We start from the raw sequence: 20118 nt of genomic DNA, 5'->3' as shown, positions 1-20118 counted from the left end.
TTATGATTATTTTAGAAAAAGTTTGTAAGCGTTATGGCAAGAATTACGCAATTAAGAATATTGATTTAAGTTTTACTACCAAGGAAACTACTGTAATAATCGGTCCTTCGGGAAGCGGTAAAACTACTCTGCTTAGAATTTTAAATAATTTAGAAGAACCAAGTAGCGGTACTTTTTTGGTAGACGGGAAGAAGCTACTGCCTAAAGATAGAAGAAAGCTTCGTTTAAAAGTTGGTATGGTTTTTCAAAATTTTAATCTATTCCCGCATTTAACGGTAGGAGAAAATCTAATCTATACGCCGGTAAATGTTTTAAATTTGCCAAAAGAACAAGCAATTTCTATGGCAAAGGGATTGCTTGCAAAATTTAAGCTAACGCAAAAATTTGACTCATATCCGGCAAGCCTATCAGGAGGGCAAAAGCAACGCACCGCAATAGCAAGGGCTTTAATGATGAAGCCGGAAATTTTGTTATTCGACGAACCGACTTCGGCACTCGATCCTGAAAATATTAAAGATGTTATAGAGAATATAAATTTATTAAAAGATCAAATGAGTATGGTAGTGGTCACGCACCATTTGAAGTTTGCAAAATTAATAGCGGATCGTGTTATTTTTATGGATCAAGGACAGATTTTAGCAAATCAGCCTGCCGAGGGTTTTTTTAATAAACCGGCATCGCATCGAGCTAGGTTGTTTTTAGAGAATATCGGCGATTTAATGTGATTTCCTTGATAAAGATAAAATTATAGCCTATAATTAATACTAAATTAAAAGGTATACTCTTGAAAAATTGGCTACGTCGTCTAAATAAGTTCGCAGGTAACCACGTATTAAGGATACGCTCCGCTCCTAGTCTTGCAGACTCCTTGCTCTTTTCCAAGTTGATCTTCGTATAACTTTCTTCGTTTACTTGAAGTCAATAATGGAACATATTTATGCAAATCTAGCAGTTAGTATATAAAGCCATACTACATTATTGGATAAGGCAAGTGGTGAGCCTGTTGCCTTATTAAATCATAATAAACCGACTGCTTATCTAATTCCGGCTGAATTATATGAGCAAATTATTGAAGCTTTAGATGAAAATATTTATTAGAGCTTGCTACTATTAGATTAAAAGATAAAGAAAAGGCAATAGCTATTAAAAGTAGCTTTTGTCATTCCAGTGAAAGCGGGAATCCAGTAAAAAATGGTAAAAATAAAAAAAATCATATAAAAATTTAGTATATAATTTGTTTAGAAAGCTGGATTCCTGCTTTCGCAGGAATGACATAGAATCAATAAATAATATCGCCATATGAATAAAAAGCTTATCCTATTTGTTAGTATAATGTTACTATTATCATATCGTACAGTTTTGGCACAGACACGAGTAGAATTACCGCAAAAACTAAAAAGCTTGAATTACAAAAAGACGAATTATAAGGAGGAGTAATTGCAATTTTATACAAAGGTGAAGTTATTTATAAAACAACGTTTGAAAATCAGAAAGGTAATAGTGGAGTTATTACGGATAAAACTTTATCTCCTTTAGCATCGGTTTCAAAAGCTGTTTCAGCAACGGCAATTGCATTAATGGTAGATCAAGAAAGTTTAGATTTTGACGAAAAATTCAAATTACCATACCTAAAAAATGCTATTAGTCTTAATAATATTTTAAGCCATACAACAGGTTATCAATTCTTAGGAAATATTGAAATTGAGCAAGGAATGAATCGCTCAAAGCTTTTAACGTTGCTAAAAAAACAACAAGCTAGTTGTAAACCCGGGCAATGCTATAAGTATAGTAACATCGTTTTTAGTTTACTTGAAGAAGTTTTAAATTGTAAAAAATCAAGTTTAAATGCTGCATAGATAATTTGCGTACAACGCTTAAAACGCAAGATATACAAATATTACCGCTAGGGTCAAATGTACAACTTGCTTATCCGCATTCTAAAGCAATAATAGACGGACAGGAGGTAATAAACATTGCTGCCGTTTCCGCCTTATTACCCAAAGACGGCTGCCGGTATTTTTGCATCGATAGATGGAATGATTGAAATATTCACACTTAGTTTTGGTTATAAACCGAATCTTATTGCTAAAAGTACTTTAGATCGTATGTATAAAATAGTAAAATCAAACAAAGATGTTTTTGGATTTAAATGGTAACCGATTTGGCCTATTGATCAAAAAATGATTGAGTCATATTATCCTCTTGGATGGCGTATTCTTAAAGTAAAAGGACGCTCAAATAACGATTTAATTTTTCACTCAGGCTATGTTAACGGTATTAATTCTTTTATTGGCTTTATACTGTCAGAAGAACTTGGAATTATTATTCTAGTGAACCAAGAAGGTAGTTTTCCACTTAAAAATGGGCTGGGACTTGGTTTGATTATATAGATTAAAATTATATACTCAGATAGAACTTCGTATACCTATTCTTTATTTACTTGTAGTATATTATATGAATAAAAAACTCATAAAACTTATTTTTATCATTTGCAGCACCGTAATTGTAACCGGTTTATTATACAAATATATCAATCAACATTATCCAAAATTTTTTAAAGCACCACAAAATATAGGGAGTTTTTGTGCGTCATTATTAATATTATTTAGTATAATTTACAGTACTATTAGCCAAAATGAAATACGCAGATTTTGTTTGCAATTAGCAATGTGGGCAGCAATTTTCTTAGTTATAATAACCGGTTATACTTTTAGGTTTGAGCTGAACTACGCTTATCATAGAGTAATGTCTGCTTTAATTCCATCATATAAATGGTCTACTGAAGTCGGAGAAATTATTATAGCCCGTAGCAAAGACGGGCATTTTTATATCAATGCTTTTGTAAATAACGTTAAAATAAAATTTATGGTAGATACAGGGGCAAGTAATATAGCTTTAACTAAAGAAGATGCTCAAAAATTAGGCTTTGACTTAACTAAATTAAAATATACTAGAACTTATCTAACAGCTAACGGCGAAAATAAAGCCGCCCCTATAACTTTAAATAGTGTAGTAATCGGTACGGAATTTAAGAACGTCAAAGGACATGTAGGTCTTGGTGACCTTGATGTTTCGCTTCTTGGTATGTCGCTACTTGAGCGTTTCAAAGGTTTCAGGATTGATAAGGATTTATTAATCTTGAATTATTAGACTTCCTGCATAACTTGCTTCTAAAGGCAATTTGTACGTCGATCCTAATCCCTAATCTTTATGTATGTCTATATATGCTGCAGCGGCAAGTGCTTCCGTGTATCCTTTAAATTCCTCTCTATAAACTGCTTTGGCAAGATGTCTATTTTTTACAAATTTCCTTTTTATTAAGAAATAGTTAAATTATTAATTATTTCTTGACCTTTATATCAAAAAGTGCTAACATGCCTTTTTTAAATAAAAGGGGTTTTATGTATAAATCTAAATATGACGAAAACGATTTCAAAATCAATTTGTTTAATGCTATTTACAATGAAGACATTAAGAAGATCAAAGAACTTGTCAATAATAAGATGACTGTTCCTAATGAGTTTACAGCAATATCCCTAAATGAACACGATGATACACCTCTGCATATAGCTTCTATTCTAAGTAAAGAAAATATAGTCAAAATACTACTTAAGACAGAGGCTAATCCTGATGACGTAAATTGTGAAGATGATTTTCATAAATTGGCAGAAGAATGTAGAAACGGAAAGTTTAGTAGAAATTTTCATTTGAAAAATTAATAGAATTTATAGCTTGGAAAGCATCAATAAAACTTTTGGATACTAATTATAATATTGATGTTGTTAAACTTTATCTACAAGATACTCGTAATTTGAAAAGTTTTTTAGAAACTGGTAAAAAAGAGCTAACAGAAGAGCAAAAAGAAAAATTAGATAAACTAAACGATATGATTATCCCTTCTCTTAGGGATAAAACGCTATTGAAATATAAAGAAATATACAATGATGACAACAATGAAGAATATCAAATATTAAAAGAGAAACTTAAAGTTTTGCCTGAGATAGCACAAACAGAGCTTAACGAGATGTTGGGGATAGATACATCTTATTGTGATGATATTTTGTGAATAAATATGGATATCAAATCGTCATGAGCTAAGCGACTAAAAACGTTGTTGCGTGGAGCAGTTTTTCCGTTATTGCGAGGAAATTTACAATAGTAACTTTGCGATAATGACATAAGAGCCATGTTAAAACGGCATTTTAAAGCCTGGTGGTAAGCTCATACCGTTTAAAGCTCCTGATAAAGAATTTTGAGAATCTTCATCACATTTTTGTTTAGCATTATTAAAGGCAACTTTAATTAAATCCTCAAGCATTTCTTTTTCTTCTGCTTTTAATAAAGATTCATCAATTGAAATCTTTTCAACTTCGCCTTTACCGGTTGCAATAACCTCAACAAGTCCGCCGCCGGCTTTACCGGTATATCTTGCATTTGCCATTTGCTCTTGAGCTTCTTGCATTTTCTTTTGCATTGATTGGGCTTGCTTTAAAAACTGATTAAAATTTACCATAATTCTATCCTATATATTTTTAGCTTTTAAGTAAAATATCCGAAATTGTTATATTTGGGAAATGTTTTTTAATTAAACCAAAATCGTTACTTGCTTCAATCTTACCAATTAACTGATTCTTTAAGGTTTGCTTATTCTGCTCTTTTATTATTACTATCTCAAACTTTTCATTAGTAAAAGCAACTAACAAATCTTCTATTTGTTTTTTTATTTTGCTTGTAACTTCAAGACTTACGAACTCTAATCTATTATTACTGAGATTTTTAAATTCTGTATGATTGAGCAGGAAATAATATATATCTATCTCATTATTTTTATATAAATATTCAAGAAAATCTACAATTTCAAATTTTTTTTTTATTTCCGGATTAATTGATTGATTTAAATTTTGATTATTACCGTCAAAATCTGTAAGCAAGGGTAGCGACGTCGAATATATAGATTTTATAACTAACATTTCCGTTTCTGTTAGTTGGTTATAGGAAATTTTTATTTCCCCTACTCCCTTATTATATATTTGCCATAAGATTGATAAGTGCGGCAAGCTGGTTTTATCTAATATGCTTTTAGTTCTATCATTAAATGATTCATATATAGGCAAACTATAATTAGGTAACATTTTTACTTTATTAAGATAAGCAATAAAATCTGATGCCGATTCTATAAAAATCTCAAGATTAACCGAAGAATCGTAAAGTTTATTTATTAAATTTATAGCTTTTTCCGTCTCTCTGTGGATAATACACTCGACAAATTCTATTATAACCGAACTATCGACAAGCCCAAGCATTTGATTAATTACTTGAGGACTAATTATATTGTCAGATTTCGCCGACATACTAGCTGCTTGATCTAAAATAGAGACTGCATCACGTGCCGACCCTTCCGATTTGTAAGCTATAATTCTTAGTGCTTCTATATCGGTTTTTAAATTTTCTTGCTTAGTTATATATTCAAGTAGCTTAAAAATCTCTTCAAAACTCAACCGCCTTAAATCATAACGTTGACATCTTGAGATAATAGTTGTAGGTATCTTTTGTACTTCCGTCGTTGCAAAGATAAATATTATATGAGGTGGCGGTTCTTCCAGTGTCTTAAGAAGTGCATTAAATGCCCCTTTAGAGAGCATATGCACCTCATCAATAATGAAGATTTTATGTTTACCTTGTAGGGGCTTATATTCGGCGGATTCTATAATTCTACGTATGTCATCTACGCTAGTTTTACTTGCCGCATCAATTTCGATTATATCAGGGTGATTATGATTATTAAAGCTGATGCAATTCGTACATTTCTCGCATGTTTTAATAGTCGTATTTTCGGTAATTAAAGCAGAACAGTTTACGGCTTTAGCAATAATTCGGGCGGAAGTAGTTTTACCGACTCCTCTAATACCTGTTAAAAGATAGCCTCCGGCGAGCCTATCGTTTAAAATAGTATAGCTTAAAACTTTGACTAATACCTCTTGCCCCTGAAGCTCGGCAAAGTTACTAGGACGATATTTCCTTGCAAAAGGAATATATTGATTTGATGAATTTATATCTAGCACGATAGTTATAAGACTTTTTATGTCATTTTAGCAAAAAACTGGCTTTATTGCATGGTTCTCTATGTCATTCCCGCGAAAGCGGGAATGACATAAAACGAGCCGTCTTGCTGTAGAAATGACATCAAAATTAGAATAATGCTAGTAATGACCCATCGAATCCCATCCTGGCTGCTTCCTTTCAGACCTGACCGACTAAACAGGTACAATGCCCACTACTAGCATAATTAACATAACCTGTTTATTTTCAAGAAACAATATATTTTTTTTCTATTTCCGATTTTGTTAATCTTTCAGGAGGACCGAATATTTCAGGGTTTTTTAATTTAAACAAATCATCGGAAAATTTTTGTACTTTAGCTATTTTATCAAAAGTAATAGTGACTATATTATTATCTTCAAATATTTTTAATGTTTCAATTTGTTGAGTAGCTTTATTAAAAGTAATTTCGCTACGTTTTTCCGTTAGAGTATGATAGATAGTAATTTTAGAAATATTTCTTTCGTTAATTACCGATTCAAAAACAAAATCCTTGTCAAAATGCTCATTATCTTCTAATAAAAAATTAAATGTATTTTCGCTTCTATTAATACGGCTTACTTGCTCCATATCATAATCATACATCGATACGAAATTTTTAGTACCTATTATAACTAAAGGGAAAGGAGGATAATAATTACATCTAAAATTATAAGGTTTATAGATCAGTAATTTTCCTTTAACTATTTTACCGTACGAATCTTCTTGAGTAAAATCTATCGCAACCGATTTTATAGTACGTAGATAAGTTTTTAGCTCCGAAATAGCTGTTTTATCATTTGCCCCAAATACTAAGCTTGAATTCACAAAAAGATAAATAATGATTAGAAAAAATATTTTTTTCATTTTCGTTGTTTTATATTTTAAATTATGTTTAAAATACCTTATGTATTCAGTTAATGCAAAATATAGTTAGTATTTATGAAAATCGTTGCTTTAAAAGAAAAAGCCAAGCATGAAACACGGGCTGTTATAACGCCTGAAGTAGCAGGATTGCTAGTCAAAAAAGGCTATGCGGTTACGGTAGAAAAAGATATAGGGCTTCATGCCGGTTTTCTTGATGAAGAATATGTTGCTCTAGGTGCTAAAATATCTTCGGTACCACTCGAAATTATTTCTGATGCTGATATTATATTAAAGGTGCAACCTTCATCCGTTACGGATAAATATAGTGAGCTTGAATTTGCAAAAAAAGGAGCAATTATTATAGGATTATTATCGCCTTATTTAAATCATGAATATATAAAAGCGGCAGCTAAAAAAAACCTTACGACTTTTGCTATGGAGTTTGTGCCGAGAATTACTAAAGCTCAAAATATGGACGCTTTATCTTCTCAAAGTAACTTAGTAGGCTATAGAGCGGTAATTGAAGCAAGCTATCATTACACAAGGGCTTTTCCTATGATGATGACGGCAGCAGGGACGATTTCACCGTGTAAAACTTTAGTGCTTGGTATCGGTGTTGCCGGTCTTCAAGCTATTGCAACGGCAAAAAGGCTTGGTAGCATTGTTGCAGGATATGATGTAAGAGCTGCTACCAAAGAGCAGGTAGAAAGCTTAGGAGCTAAGTTTGTTTCACCAGAATTACAGGAAGATTTACAAGATAAATCAGGCTATGCTCACGAGAGTTCGGAAGATTATAAAGCTAAACAAGAAGAGTTTTTAGCAAAAATTATTAAAGGATATGATATAGTTATTACTACTGCACAAATTCCGGGAAAAAAAGCACCTCTGCTTGTTACGGAAAAAATGCTAGAATCTATGAAGCGCGGCTCAGTGATTGTTGATATAGCGACTAGTACAGGCGGGAACGTGGAAGGTTCAGAACCGGATAAGATCGTTACTAAGCACGGAATTACCATAATAGGTTTATCAAACCTTGCTACTAAAATTGCTACCGACAGCTCAAAATTATATGCTAAGAATTTGTATAATTTTCTAACCTATGCATTGCAAGACGGTAAGTTTAATATGGATGATGCGTTAGTACGTGAGATGTTGATTACTAAAGACGGAAAAATTGTGAGTGAGAAATTAAATATATGAATCAATTACCGACAATGGCTAAACAGGCTGCTGAAATTGCCCATAATACTCAAGAATTATCAGATAAATTAAAAGATTTGGTAATAGATACTAGTTGGCAAACAAACACAAGTACTATAGATCCGCTGGTATTTGCTATAACTATTTTTGTATTAGCTTCTTTTGTGGGCTATTATGTTGTGTGGAAAGTAGCGCCTGCACTCCATACTCCGCTTATGTCTATTACTAACGCTATTTCAGGTATTATAGTTCTTAGTTCTATGATTGCTGTAAGTAGCTCTGCTTTTGGGTTTCCCGGTCTACTAGGGTATTTTGCAACGCTGCTTGCTTCTATAAATATCTTCAGTGGATTTATAGTAACAAAAAGAATGCTCGAGATGTTTAAGAAGAAGTAATTAATAATGTCATACCTGTGTTGTTGATGCCCAAATTGTCATTGCGAGGAGCAGGGGTTGTTGCATGGATCGAAAAACCTACTCGATGTCGTTCCCGCGTAGGCGGGAATGACATAACAAGCCATACGGTTAACGTTTACAGTGACAAAAAAATCAAATTAAAGTTCTAGTTCTTTATATTCAACGGTAACTACTTCGTATGATTTAGATCCTTTTGGTGTTGTAACTTCTGCAAAATCACCTACCGATTTTCCAATCAAAGCTTTTGCTATAGGAGAAGCGATTGAAACTCTTTTTCTAGTTATATCGGCTTCATATTCTCCTACAATAATATATGTTACTTCTTCTTCAGTATCGTCGTCGATCAAAGTAACCGTAGCCCCGAATTTTATGTTATCTCCCGATAATTTACCAATATCAATAATTTCCGCTCTTGCCGTCATATCTTCAAGCTCTTTAATACGCCCTTCTATAAATGCTTGTTTCTCACGTGCCGCTTCATATTCCGCATTCTCGGATAAATCGCCGTGTTCTCGTGCTTCGGCTATATCTTCACTAATTTTTTTACGTTCTACATGTTTTAAATGTTTAAGCTCGTGTTCTAATTTTTCAAAACCTTTAGCGGTGATAGGAAATTTTGTATTCATAATTATATTGTATAGATTTAGTAATTTTAGTATACTATTTTCAATAATATAGATTTCAGCAAGTATATTTGTAATAGTGAAATTTGTCAAATAAGCCTTTTTAATTATTTGGCATTGCCTAAATATCGTCATTGCAAGCGGTCCTTGTCTAGGCGGATTCTGTTATGTCATCCCTGCGAAAGCAGGAATCCAGTAATCTTTGAATTGTCATACCGCGACTTGATCGCGGTATCCAGTCTTTGTTAGTTTTTTCTGGATTCCTGCTTTCGCAGGGATGACATCGAATACTGCTCGCAATGATGTTGGCATTATTTCTCATATAACAATAGCAACAAATTAGTAATCTTATGGAAATTAAAGATTTTGACTTTGAGAAAAAGCGTAAAATTTTCCACCTATCGGCTATAATATTTCCGCTGCTTTATTTATTTATTCCAAGAACCGCTATTACGTTATTATTATTTGTAATAACGGCTATTACATTATATTTAGATGTATCACGTCATAATAATGCAAAAATTAGCGAATTTGTAACTAGATTTTTTTCAAAAGTTATAAGGCTTGAAGAAAATAACGGTTCTTTTGCTTTAAGCGGCGTTAGCTTTATGATGCTCGGTTTTTTCTTAACTGCTCTTCTTTTCCCTAAAAATTTAGTGATTTGTTCGTGGTTGATTTTAATTATTTCAGATTGTTTAGCGGCTCTTGTCGGCGTTAAAATAGGAAATAGCTTAGGTAACGGTAAATCTATAGCCGGTTCTATTACCTTTTTAGCTTCTGCAATTTTTATAAGTATATTAGTGTATTTCTATTTAGGATATAATACAAGTTTTATTATTATTATTGTAAGCTGCATAGGGGCTACAGTAGCTGAATTTTATTCAAAAGATTTAAGAATTAACGATAATTTGTCTATACCGCTTTCTTATTGTCTTTCTACAGCTATTCTTTCCTACATATTGTAATATAATGAGAGTTGCACCGGAATTTTATGAGTTCTTAAGAAACCGTATTAACATATCGGATGTAGTGCGGCAAAAAGTAGCTTTAACTAGAAAATCCGGTAACTATGTAGGTTTATGTCCTTTCCATCAAGAAAAGACCCCATCTTTTACGGTTAGTGATAGTAAGAGATTTTTCTATTGTTTTGGTTGTAAAGCAGCCGGTGACGTTATAAAATTTACTTCTAATATTAGCGGTTTATCTTATAATGAGTCTGCTATAAAGCTTGCAACCGATTACGGTATAGAGGTACCGAAATTAACCGCGAGACAGAAAGAATTTTATGAAGAATCCGATGAAATTCTAAATATTTTAGAACTCGCCAATAAGTTTTTCAGGACACAATTAACACCTGAAATATTACATTATCTACACGAAAGGGGTATTACCGAAGAAACAGTAAAAGAGTTTTCAATAGGCTTTGCTCCGAAGAATAATAAATTTGAAAAATTTTTTCACGATAAAAATATAGATATTATAAAGCTTGGTAAAGCAGGGCTAATCGGCAAGCGAGAAAACGGTGAAATATATAATTTATTTTCTAACCGTATTACTATTCCAATTAGAAATATTTACAATAAAATTTTAGGCTTTGGCGGTAGAGTACTAGGGGAGGGGCTGCCTAAATACTTAAATTCACCTGAAACTACAGTATTTCGAAAAAGTGAAACTCTATACGGTGAGCATAAAGCGATAAGCAGTAGCTATAAAAAAAATCATTCGATTTTAGTAGAAGGTTATTTTGATGTTATAGCACTACATCAAGCAGGTTTTAGTGAAACGGTTGCGAGTCTCGGTACTAGCGTTACCGAGAATCACTTACATAAATTATGGCGTGCTGGCGATGAAATTATATTATGTCTTGACGGAGATAATGCAGGCATAAAAGCTAGCATAAGAACTATTAACTTAGCATTACCGCTTATTAATAGCGAAAAGAAAATTTCTTTTATTAGGTTACCAAGCGGACTTGATCCCGACGATGCAGTAAATAAAAACGGTGCTGATTTTTTTGCAAAGCTTATAGATAAAAGAATAAGCTTATCAGAAATGATTTGGCATATTGAGTATAGCGGCAAGAGTTTTAAAACTGCGGAAGAAAAAGCTAATTTAGAAAAAAATTTAAAAAATTATTGCAGCAAAATATCGGATAGTGATTTAAAAGCAAGTTATTACAGGTTTTTTAAAGATCAAATATGGCAAAATTTAGTCACAACGCAGAAGAAAGCTACAACTAGAAACTCAAATTTGGTTCCTATAATTTCAAGTCACGGCTATTCGGAGCTTGAAATGCTAGAACACGCTTTTTGTGCTTTGTTGGTTAAATTTCCTATAATACTTGAAGAAAAAGATATTAGAGATTTCATCTTAAATTTAAATTTTAATAATAAATCGCTTGAAGAATTTCGTAATTGGTATTTAAACGAGATTATAGATAATAACGTAGAAGCAAGTGAAATTACTGCAATTGTGGAAAAAACTAGCTTTTTTGATATTTTTTTATTATTATCAAAAACGGATAATTTGTTTTTAGATATCTCATTTAATAAAAATAATATCAGACTGGATTTATTATGGCAGTGGCTACATAAGAAATATTATCTAATAAATTTACAACAAGAATATGCTATTACCATAAACAGTACTGACAATCACGACTTTGAAAAAGTTTTACTATATAAAAAAGAAATTCTGAAAATTGCAAATGAACTTCAAGTTTTAAACGAATCTTTTATTAATCACACGATAACTTAATTATTTCAAACTTCTTTTAAAAAAAAGGCATATAGGTATTTAATGAGCAATAGCAATATAGACAATGATCTAGATAAAATAGATAGTTTACTTAAAAAAGCTAAATCTAAAAAGATACCGGTCACTTATGATGATATAAACAATGCTCTTCCTCTTAATAAAAATCCTTCAATAAGACAATTAGAGGAAGCTATATTAAAATTTTCCGATGCGGGAGTAGATATTTTAGAATCTAATGAAGATGATGAAATTAAGCTTGATATCGGAATGGATGAAGAATTTAAGCTATCTACCAATGTTGATAATGAACCTGAGGATGAGGTAGAAGAAGAAAATATAGGTACTACCGATGATCCTGTAAGATTATATCTTAAGGATATGGGGGGAGTCGATCTTTTAACTCGTGAAAATGAAGTAGAAATAGCAAAAAGGATTGAGGAAGGACATAAAACAATGACTGCTTCCTTATGCAGAAGCCCTATTGCTATGCGTTGTTTTATAGTATGGTATGAAGATTTAGTTAATGAAAAAATGTTACTACGTGATCTGATAGATTTAGAAGCTAACATGTTACATGACGAAACACCCGAAAATGATGAAGAACATAGTAGTGAGACCGAAGGAGAAGAGCATGAGGATAATCACTTATCTATGTCTAGAGTAGAAACGCAGATATTACCTAATATTATAGAGCGTATGAAAAAGATTTCTTTTATCTGCGAAGAGCTACTCATTGAAGCTAAAAAATGTTATGAGAAATCTTTTGAGCCGAAGGTTTTACAAAATAGCAAAAAATATAATAATTTGGAATTATTAATAAATGAGGTTTCGGAAATACATTTTAATTCTAAAAGAACGGAAGAAATTTTAGGTAAGATGTATGGAATAAATCGTGATTTAATTAATAAAGAAACAGCTTTTTTAAAACTTGCTGAAAAATATGGAGTAACTCGCCAAAATTTCCTTGATGAATATATAGGATCGGTTATCAATGCAGCATGGAAAGAAAAAATGCTGAAAAATAAAAAAGTCGCTTGGAAAGAGTTAATGACTAAAGAATCGGATTATATAGATCAAATGATTGCTGAATTATCGGTTATAGAATCTAAAACCGGTCTTTTAGTTAATGATTTTAAAAAACTAGTGAATACTATACAAAAAAGTGAGAGACAAACGCTACAAGCAAAAAAAGATATGATAGAAGCGAATTTACGTTTAGTTATATCTATCGCTAAAAAATACGCTAATAGAGGATTGCAGTTTTTAGATTTAATTCAAGAAGGTAATATAGGACTTATGAAAGCGGTGGATAAATTTGAATATCGCCGTGGTTATAAATTCTCTACCTATGCTACGTGGTGGATTAGACAAGCTATAACAAGAGCTATTGCCGATCAAGCAAGGACTATACGTATTCCTGTGCATATGATTGAAACAATTAATAAGATACTACGTACTTCAAGACAAATGTTTAATGAACTCGGATACGAACCAACAGCAACGGAAATCGCTAACCGTCTTTCAATGCCGCTTGATAAAGTGCGTAAAGTCATGAAAATAGCTAAAGAACCTATAAGTCTTGAGAATCCCGTAGGTGATGATAGTGACGGCGGTCAATTAGGCGATTTTATCGAAGATAAGAATGCAGTAGCACCGATTGATGCGGCAATTCAGTCAAATTTACGAGAAGTTACCACTAGAGTACTTGCAACCCTTACGCCTCGTGAAGAAAGAGTGCTTAGAATGCGTTTCGGTATAGGTATGAATACTGACCATACATTAGAAGAAGTAGGGCAGCAATTTAAAGTAACTAGAGAACGTATAAGACAAATCGAGTCAAAAGCTTTAAGAAAGTTACAACATCCTATTAGATCCAAAAAACTTAATAGCTTTAGAAGCGGAGGAAAGCGTGGTGACGGTAATCCATCGGACTTACTAGAAGCATGATAATACTTATACTGTCATCCCGTGATTCGGGATCTCAGGATACGGGCTGTGATACAAGATCCAGTGGTCAAGCCACGGGATGACAGTGGGCTATTATGTATCGATATAAAATTACCATTGAATATTTAGGCACGGATCTTGCAGGTTGGCAAAGACAAGCAGGAGTAATGTCGGTACAGCAGATATTAGAAGAAGCGATTTATAAATTTTCCGGTGAACAGGTGATATTGTTTGGGTCAGGAAGAACAGATGCCGGTGTTCATGCTATAGGTCAAGTAGCACATTTTGATTTTTCAAAATATTTAGAACCTCACAAAATTATTACGGCTATCAACTATTTTACAAGACCGTATGCTGTAGGAGTATGGAATTGTGAATTAGCCCCCAATAATTTTCATGCTAGGTTTTCAGCTACCTCTCGTTATTATATATATAGAATTATTAATAGACCTTATCCATCGGTAATTGATTTAAATAGAGCATGGTGGATTAGTTCACCTTTAGATGTTCCGGCTATGCAACAAGCTGCTGCTTATCTATTAGGCAAACATGACTTTACTTCATTTAGGGCTAGCTCATGTCAATCAAAATCACCGATTAAAACTTTAACTGAACTTAATATTATTAAAGAAGACGAAGAAATAAAATTATATCTTTCAGCCCCGTCATTTTTGCATCATATGGTACGTAATATTGTCGGCAGTTTAGTACTTGTTGGTAAAAATATTTGGCAGGCAGAACAAATTAAAGATGTTCTAGAAGCCAAAGATAGAAAAGCCGCCGGTCCTACTGCTCCCGCCTCCGGTCTTTATTTTGTGAAAGTAGCGTATTAACAACCATAAATTTTGTCATTACAATGCCTCCCTGCATAGGCATTGTTACGTGCACCTTATCATTGCGAGGAAATTACGAAGTAATTGACGAAGCAATCTCAGAATATTTGACTAGATTGCCACGCAAGTACTACGGCTGCTCACAATGACAACCGGGTATCCATCTACAAAGCACACTCGTAATGACGTCCTAAATTAGTACACTACGACACTGTCAATAAACTGTATAATTTTTCATGGATGTTAGTTAGTTTACCTATATCATTTCCACCGGCTTGAGCAAGGTTTGCTTGTCCACCTCCGCCGCTGCCACCTAAGAATAAAGAAAGTTTTTTTGCAATTATATCTGCATTGTATTTGTCTGTTATAGCTTTACTCACCGCAACCGTAATAGATAATTTACCAATTCCCTCGGCAATATATACCATTATCAAATCTTCTACTTTTTTTGTTAAATTTTCGGCAGCTTGACGTAATATTTTATTGTCTATATTTCCTACTTTTTTGTATAATAGTTTTATTCCTGTTATTTGTGCAGCTTGCTTTTCAATTTGCTCTATACTTAAATCTAAACTAGCTAAATGAGTTTTTTCTAACTCTTTCTCAACTTCCTTGTTACGCTCTAAGATATTATTAACCTTAGTAATAAGTTCATTTTTATTAGTTTTTAAACTGCTTTCTATCGATTTAAGTAAACTATCCTTTTCTCTTATTAATTTAATTACGAATTCACCGCAAACTGCTTCAATTCTACGAACACCTGCTGCTATAGCACTTTCGCTTGTGATTTTAAAGCAACCGATGTCACCGGTACGTCTGACATGCGTACCGCCGCATAATTCTAAAGAAGTCTCACCCACCTTAACTACTCTTACTTCAGAGTCGTATTTCTCGCCAAACAGTGCCATAGCTCCTTGTTTAACTGCATCTTCAGTTGCCATTAATGTAGTATTTACTTCATGATTATCTCTAATAATCTCATTTACCTTATCTTCGATTAAAGTGATTTCTTCATTAGTCACAGCTTTAGAATGGCTAATATCAAAGCGTAAATAAGTCGGAGCGACTAACGAACCTTTTTGAGTAACATGCTTACCAAGTACCTCATGCAGTACTGCATGTAATATATGCGTTGCTGAGTGATGAATTCTTAAATTTTGCCTATATCTTATGTCTATACTAAAATTAGCATTCTCGCCTACGTTAATCTGCCCCTTTTTCAAAATACATTTGTGGACTATAATAGAGCCTAAGTATTTTAAAGTATCTATTACTTCTACTTCAGAATCTTTTGCAAATATCGTTCCGATGTCACCTATTTGACCGCCTGATTCACCGTAGAAAGGAGTTTGGTTGCTGATTAGCAGGAATTGTGTATCTATCTCTTTTATATCATTAACTAAATTATTATTTTTGATTAATGCAATTATTTTACATTTTGCTTCATTAAGTGTATATCCTAAAAACTCCGTGCTACCATGTTGTTCTTTGATGTCAAACCACAACTGATCGGTTTTTGATTCACCGGAGCCAAGCCAAGATTTTCTAGCACGTTCTTTTTGCATAAGCATTTGCTCTTCAAACCCTTTGTGATCAACGGAAATATCACGGTTTTTTAGAATATCTTCGGTTAAATCAAGTGGAAATCCGTAAGTATCGTATAGTTTAAATGCTACTTCTCCTGATAATTCATTACCTTTTGTTAGCGTTTCTGTTTCTTCGGTAAGAAGTTTGAGACCACGTTCTAATGTGGCTTTAAATCTAATTTCTTCTTGTTCTAAGATACTGCTTATAAAGCTTTCTGCTCTTTTAAGTTCAGGATAAACATTCCCCATTAAATCAACAAGTTTTGGCAGTAATTTATACATTAACGGCTCTTTTGACCCAAGCATATGAGCATGCCTCATGGATCTTCGCATAATGCGGCGAAGTACGTAACCACGCCCCTCATTTGAAGGAATAACGCCGTCAGCTATTAAAAAGCTACTTGCTCGTAAGTGGTCGGCAATAACTCGGTAAGAAAATTTAGCTTCTCCCTCTACTTTCACTTTTACTATATTTTCGGTAAAATTAATTATTTCCTGAAATAAATCTATATCATAATTGTTGTTAACATGCTGTAATACTGCCGTCATACGCTCAAGACCCATACCGGTATCGATAGATTTTTGCGATAATTCTATGCTAGTATCTTTATCGATTTGTTCATATTGCATAAATACCATATTCCAAATCTCGATAAATCTATCACCGTCTTCATCTTTAGTACCGGGAAGTCCGCCATATATTTGTTCACCGTGGTCGTAAAAAATTTCGGAACAAGGACCGCAAGGGCCAGTATCACCCATTGACCAAAAATTATCGTTTGTTTTGATCTTTATGATGCGATCATCCCCAAAACCTGCTATTTTTTTCCAATAAGAAGCTGCTTCGTCATCGGTATGATAAATTGTTGCATAAAGCTTGTCTTTTGGGAGTTCAAATTCTTTAGTCAATAAATTCCAAGCGTAATATATGGCTTGTTCTTTAAAATAGTCACCGAATGAAAAATTACCTAGCATTTCAAAAAAGGTATGATGTCTTGCCGTATAACCGACATTCTCAAGGTCGTTATGCTTGCCGCCGGCTCTAAGAGACTTTTGACTAGTTACCGCTTTGTTATAAGGTCTTTTTTCTTGTCCGGTAAAAACATTTTTAAATTGTACCATTCCGGAATTAACAAACATTAAGCTAGGGTCATTGTGTGGAATTAACGAGCTGGTCGGTACATGTGTATGATTATTTGCTTTAAAGTAAGTTATAAATTTACTTCTAACTTCTTCGGTGGTAAATTTAGTCATGGTAAGATATATTATTTAATGTTATGTCATTCCGGAGAGAATCATTTTTCGTCATTGCGAGGAAAATTACGTAGTAATTGTACATACGCAATCTCGTGTCAAAGTCCTGAGATTGCCACGCTCCTTATCAGTCGTTCGCAATGACAAGGTGGTATCCACGCAGAAATGACGTCCAGTATAGTAAAATACACTGAATTATGATTAAAATAAATTTATTTATGAAAAATATTTTTGATTCGATCAAATTACATTTTGTTCAATTTGCTACAAAATTAAAAATATTTTCTTTCAAAAGAAAAAAGATTGTGGTGTTACTAGGTAATAAAGGTGCATTTCTTAGTACTTTTCTCGATAATAAATTATTAGATAAATTATTTATCCCTATTTGGGAACAGATAGACTTAAATCCTTATAAAAACTTTTTTAGTAAATTTCCAAAAAGCGATATTTATTTTTTACTTGACGGCAGCGAATGTAAAACACGGCACGATCAAATACCTATATTACAGTCAATAGTTAAACTTGATCCTATTGAACAATTTATTGAAGGTTATTTTAATAAAGAAGACATTATAGCACATTGTGTTTACGAAATTACTACTACCCCAAGTGAAATTTGGTCGACTTTAATTATGTCGTGTCCATTTGAAACACCTTTAAGTGATATAATTTCATGCATTATAGGTAAAAGATCTCTTGATTTAAAAGGAATTTACTTTTTAACGTTAGAGCTAAAAGTTATTATAAATAAAATAGTGCAAAATATAGAAAATGATGAATATAAAGATTATTTTCAAATTTGTGTATATGCATCACAAGCTAGCGGTATAAAATTTGTTATCAAACATAAAGATAATATAATAACAATTAAAAATCTTGAGTATCCATTTGATAAAACAATCGGCTATGTTCAAGGTATTATAGAACAAGAAATTAATGATTGTTTGATATTATTTAAAAACTATATAAGTAATCTTGACCAAAGAGCCTGTATAATTCTTATAGTAGATGAAGAGTTAAAATCTTTATTAGAATCAACAAATTTTGAAGAACGCCCTGTAATCTTTATACCGGTTGATAATATACTAAATAAGCAAACTCTAGAAAAAGGAAGATTTATAGATACGAATATTAGTAGACTGTTTCTAGAATATAAGAGTTTTCCTGCTTATAATAATAATTTAAAATCAATAAAAAAACTAGTTACTATAAAGGATCTGACATTTAAATTATATAGTGCATTACTTATAATATTAATATTAGTGGTTGGTATTATCAAATATAATACAAAACAAAATTACAAAGACATAAACTCTATTAATGAAAAATATTATGCAACAAATCCAGAATATGATGGTATCAAATATAAATATCCTTATATTAAAAATACTACTAGCCTAGCTGATTTATATGTAATAGAAAAATTACTAGAAGCACCGATACCACTGCCGTTTGATTTACTTAAAAGGCTAATAATTACTTTAAATCCGGCTTTTAAATTAGAAGAAATTAAATGGGAATTAACAAATATAGATAATATTTTGTTAGTTTCTAAGAGACAATTAATGATCAAATTAATACTTAAATATCATACTAATAATCTATCGGTAGATGAATCTCTAAAAATGCTAGATGATCATATGACAAACGTAAAAAATGAATTATCTAATTTGCAGGTAGATTATGTTATATATAAGGATAAAATACTTGATATATTCGGTAAGGTAGTAATTCCTTTATCGGTTAATATAGTTGATAATAAAACGTAATATTCCATGTTATTCCCGCGTAGACGGGAATCCAGTACTTTAAAGCTTTTTAAAAGCTCGATTTATCTCGCTTTACTCTGGATTCCCGCCTACGCGGGAATAACATAAACCATGCAACGGCACTAATAACCCAAGGTAAAAATATATGTTTGAAAAATATATTATGTATTTAAAGAATCTTATATTTTTTCAATTCATTATATATTTCTTCTTTATTTCCTTAACTATTTGGATAATAAAAAATTTCCAGCAAGAATACAATAAATCTATTCTTGATAAACAAGTTTTACAAGAAAATCTAACAGAGGAAATTTTAAAGCTTTATTCTGTCATTAACTCTAAAGAAGAAATATTAGAATCGTACAAAAAATATGTAGATTTAAACGTGCCAAGTAGTGTAAGTTGCTTAAATTATCAAGAACTAATTCCTAAAATAAAAAGCTTAAGCAATAAATATGATCTAGTAGAACCTATAGATGTATTTATAAATTCAGTATTTTTTAAAAATAATGTTCAGGCGGTTGAAGGAGAAGGTGAATCGATTCATGTAAATAATTATAGCATAAATATAAAATATGCATGTGCAGATTTTTTGACTTTTCTAAAAATATTCTCTGAAATTTATTCTTATATGCCTCCTAATACTCTTATATCTTTTGTACGAGTACGTAATGAAGAAGTGTTAACACCTAAGAATATATATAAACTTTCAGTAAATCATGCTCCTAATCTTATTTATGCTAAATTGATATTATATATCAGAGAATTAACCTCAAAATAAATTATCA

Annotated in this window: 20 protein-coding genes, 1 other RNA gene and 2 pseudogenes; 16 read left to right on the top strand and 7 right to left on the bottom strand. The window is 32.1% G+C overall.

Going from position 1 to position 20118, the window contains the following annotated elements; genetic code table 11:
- Window positions 1-2 precede the first annotated feature (2 nt).
- The 6 genes and pseudogenes from MCI_RS03815 (at window position 3) to MCI_RS03790 (ending at window position 3150) form a co-directional block, all read left to right on the top strand.
- Complete coding sequence (locus MCI_RS03815; RefSeq protein ID WP_014409731.1) at window positions 3-725, top strand: amino acid ABC transporter ATP-binding protein; 723 nt, start codon at window positions 3-5, stop codon at window positions 723-725.
- A 253-nt stretch (window positions 726-978) separates the two neighbouring features.
- Window positions 979-1145, top strand: a pseudogene (locus MCI_RS09810) (type II toxin-antitoxin system Phd/YefM family antitoxin); the annotation flags it as partial.
- A gap of 291 nt (window positions 1146-1436) precedes the next feature.
- On the top strand, window positions 1437-1856 hold the full coding sequence (locus MCI_RS03805) for a serine hydrolase domain-containing protein (protein ID WP_332248940.1): 420 nt from the start codon (window positions 1437-1439) through the stop codon (window positions 1854-1856).
- Window positions 1857-1973: 117 nt separating this feature from the next.
- Entirely contained in the window at window positions 1974-2156 is a 183-nt protein-coding gene (locus MCI_RS03800) for a hypothetical protein (protein ID WP_014409728.1), read from the top strand.
- 24 nt (window positions 2157-2180) lie between these two features.
- Window positions 2181-2390 carry a serine hydrolase gene (locus tag MCI_RS03795; protein ID WP_014409727.1) on the top strand — a complete coding sequence of 70 codons (210 nt, stop codon included), beginning with the start codon at window positions 2181-2183 and terminating at the stop codon, window positions 2388-2390.
- A 64-nt stretch (window positions 2391-2454) separates the two neighbouring features.
- Complete coding sequence (locus MCI_RS03790) at window positions 2455-3150, top strand: TIGR02281 family clan AA aspartic protease (RefSeq protein ID WP_014409726.1); 696 nt, start codon at window positions 2455-2457, stop codon at window positions 3148-3150.
- 54 nt (window positions 3151-3204) lie between these two features.
- Here the strand turns inward: MCI_RS03790 and MCI_RS07680 are convergent.
- Window positions 3205-3318, bottom strand: a pseudogene (locus MCI_RS07680) (palindromic element RPE1 domain-containing protein); the annotation flags it as partial.
- A gap of 29 nt (window positions 3319-3347) precedes the next feature.
- On the opposite strand from MCI_RS07680, the gene MCI_RS09805 reads away from it, so the two are divergent.
- Entirely contained in the window at window positions 3348-3719 is a 372-nt protein-coding gene (locus MCI_RS09805; protein ID WP_232202620.1) for an ankyrin repeat domain-containing protein, read from the top strand.
- Between the two features lie 35 nt (window positions 3720-3754).
- Window positions 3755-4066, top strand: a complete 312-nt coding sequence (locus MCI_RS08525) for a hypothetical protein (protein ID WP_014409724.1) — start codon at window positions 3755-3757, stop codon at window positions 4064-4066.
- Window positions 4067-4189: 123 nt separating this feature from the next.
- Here MCI_RS08525 and MCI_RS03775 read toward each other — a convergent pair whose 3' ends face one another.
- The 4 genes from MCI_RS03775 to MCI_RS03765 all read right to left on the bottom strand — a co-directional run bounded on the left by MCI_RS03775 (window position 4190) and on the right by MCI_RS03765 (window position 6945).
- Window positions 4190-4513 carry a YbaB/EbfC family nucleoid-associated protein gene (locus MCI_RS03775; protein ID WP_014409723.1) on the bottom strand — a complete coding sequence of 108 codons (324 nt, stop codon included), beginning with the start codon at window positions 4511-4513 and terminating at the stop codon, window positions 4190-4192.
- Between the two features lie 19 nt (window positions 4514-4532).
- A complete protein-coding gene (gene dnaX, locus MCI_RS03770) occupies window positions 4533-6062 on the bottom strand; it encodes a DNA polymerase III subunit gamma/tau (RefSeq protein WP_014409722.1) in 1530 nt (509 codons plus the stop codon).
- A gap of 130 nt (window positions 6063-6192) precedes the next feature.
- An RNA gene (gene ffs, locus MCI_RS07675) (signal recognition particle sRNA small type) lies at window positions 6193-6286 on the bottom strand.
- Between the two features lie 20 nt (window positions 6287-6306).
- On the bottom strand, window positions 6307-6945 hold the full coding sequence (locus MCI_RS03765; RefSeq protein WP_014409721.1) for an outer-membrane lipoprotein carrier protein LolA: 639 nt from the start codon (window positions 6943-6945) through the stop codon (window positions 6307-6309).
- Between the two features lie 75 nt (window positions 6946-7020).
- Here MCI_RS03765 and MCI_RS03760 point away from each other — a divergent pair, with 75 nt between their 5' ends.
- Together MCI_RS03760 and MCI_RS03755 are read left to right on the top strand one after the other, a co-directional pair.
- Window positions 7021-8145 carry an NAD(P) transhydrogenase subunit alpha gene (locus MCI_RS03760; RefSeq protein ID WP_014409720.1) on the top strand — a complete coding sequence of 375 codons (1125 nt, stop codon included), beginning with the start codon at window positions 7021-7023 and terminating at the stop codon, window positions 8143-8145.
- Entirely contained in the window at window positions 8142-8540 is a 399-nt protein-coding gene (locus tag MCI_RS03755) for an NAD(P) transhydrogenase subunit alpha (RefSeq protein WP_014409719.1), read from the top strand. The genes MCI_RS03760 and MCI_RS03755 overlap by 4 nt, the downstream gene beginning before the upstream one ends.
- A gap of 158 nt (window positions 8541-8698) precedes the next feature.
- Here the strand turns inward: MCI_RS03755 and greA are convergent, their stop codons facing one another.
- On the bottom strand, window positions 8699-9187 hold the full coding sequence (greA, locus tag MCI_RS03750; protein ID WP_014409718.1) for a transcription elongation factor GreA: 489 nt from the start codon (window positions 9185-9187) through the stop codon (window positions 8699-8701).
- A 347-nt stretch (window positions 9188-9534) separates the two neighbouring features.
- Here greA and MCI_RS03745 point away from each other — a divergent pair, with 347 nt between their 5' ends.
- From MCI_RS03745 to truA, 4 genes are all read left to right on the top strand, one after another.
- On the top strand, window positions 9535-10149 hold the full coding sequence (locus MCI_RS03745) for a diacylglycerol/polyprenol kinase family protein (RefSeq protein WP_014409717.1): 615 nt from the start codon (window positions 9535-9537) through the stop codon (window positions 10147-10149).
- A 4-nt stretch (window positions 10150-10153) separates the two neighbouring features.
- On the top strand, window positions 10154-11941 hold the full coding sequence (dnaG, locus tag MCI_RS03740) for a DNA primase (RefSeq protein ID WP_014409716.1): 1788 nt from the start codon (window positions 10154-10156) through the stop codon (window positions 11939-11941).
- 42 nt (window positions 11942-11983) lie between these two features.
- Window positions 11984-13888: an RNA polymerase sigma factor RpoD gene (rpoD, locus tag MCI_RS03735; RefSeq protein ID WP_014409715.1), complete on the top strand. Its 1905-nt coding sequence runs from the start codon at window positions 11984-11986 to the stop codon at window positions 13886-13888.
- 95 nt (window positions 13889-13983) lie between these two features.
- Entirely contained in the window at window positions 13984-14721 is a 738-nt protein-coding gene (gene truA, locus MCI_RS03730) for a tRNA pseudouridine(38-40) synthase TruA (protein WP_014409714.1), read from the top strand.
- Window positions 14722-14924: 203 nt separating this feature from the next.
- Here truA and alaS read toward each other — a convergent pair whose 3' ends face one another.
- Entirely contained in the window at window positions 14925-17561 is a 2637-nt protein-coding gene (gene alaS, locus MCI_RS03725; RefSeq protein ID WP_014409713.1) for an alanine--tRNA ligase, read from the bottom strand.
- Between the two features lie 197 nt (window positions 17562-17758).
- Between alaS and MCI_RS03720 the strand changes: the two genes are divergently transcribed.
- Together MCI_RS03720 and MCI_RS03715 are read left to right on the top strand one after the other, a co-directional pair.
- Window positions 17759-19330, top strand: coding sequence for a hypothetical protein (locus MCI_RS03720; RefSeq protein WP_014409712.1), 1572 nt, complete (start codon window positions 17759-17761; stop codon window positions 19328-19330).
- 145 nt (window positions 19331-19475) lie between these two features.
- The gene (locus MCI_RS03715) at window positions 19476-20111 is read left to right on the top strand and encodes a hypothetical protein (protein WP_014409711.1); all 636 of its coding nucleotides are present in this window, start codon (window positions 19476-19478) and stop codon (window positions 20109-20111) included.
- The last annotated feature ends 7 nt before the right edge of the window (window positions 20112-20118 follow it).

This window comes from Rickettsia montanensis str. OSU 85-930 (assembly GCF_000284175.1).
In the GTDB taxonomy this organism is placed as follows: domain Bacteria; phylum Pseudomonadota; class Alphaproteobacteria; order Rickettsiales; family Rickettsiaceae; genus Rickettsia; species Rickettsia rickettsii.
Note: the sequence above shows the minus strand (reverse complement) of the source record. Positions and strands in the feature narration are given on the sequence as shown.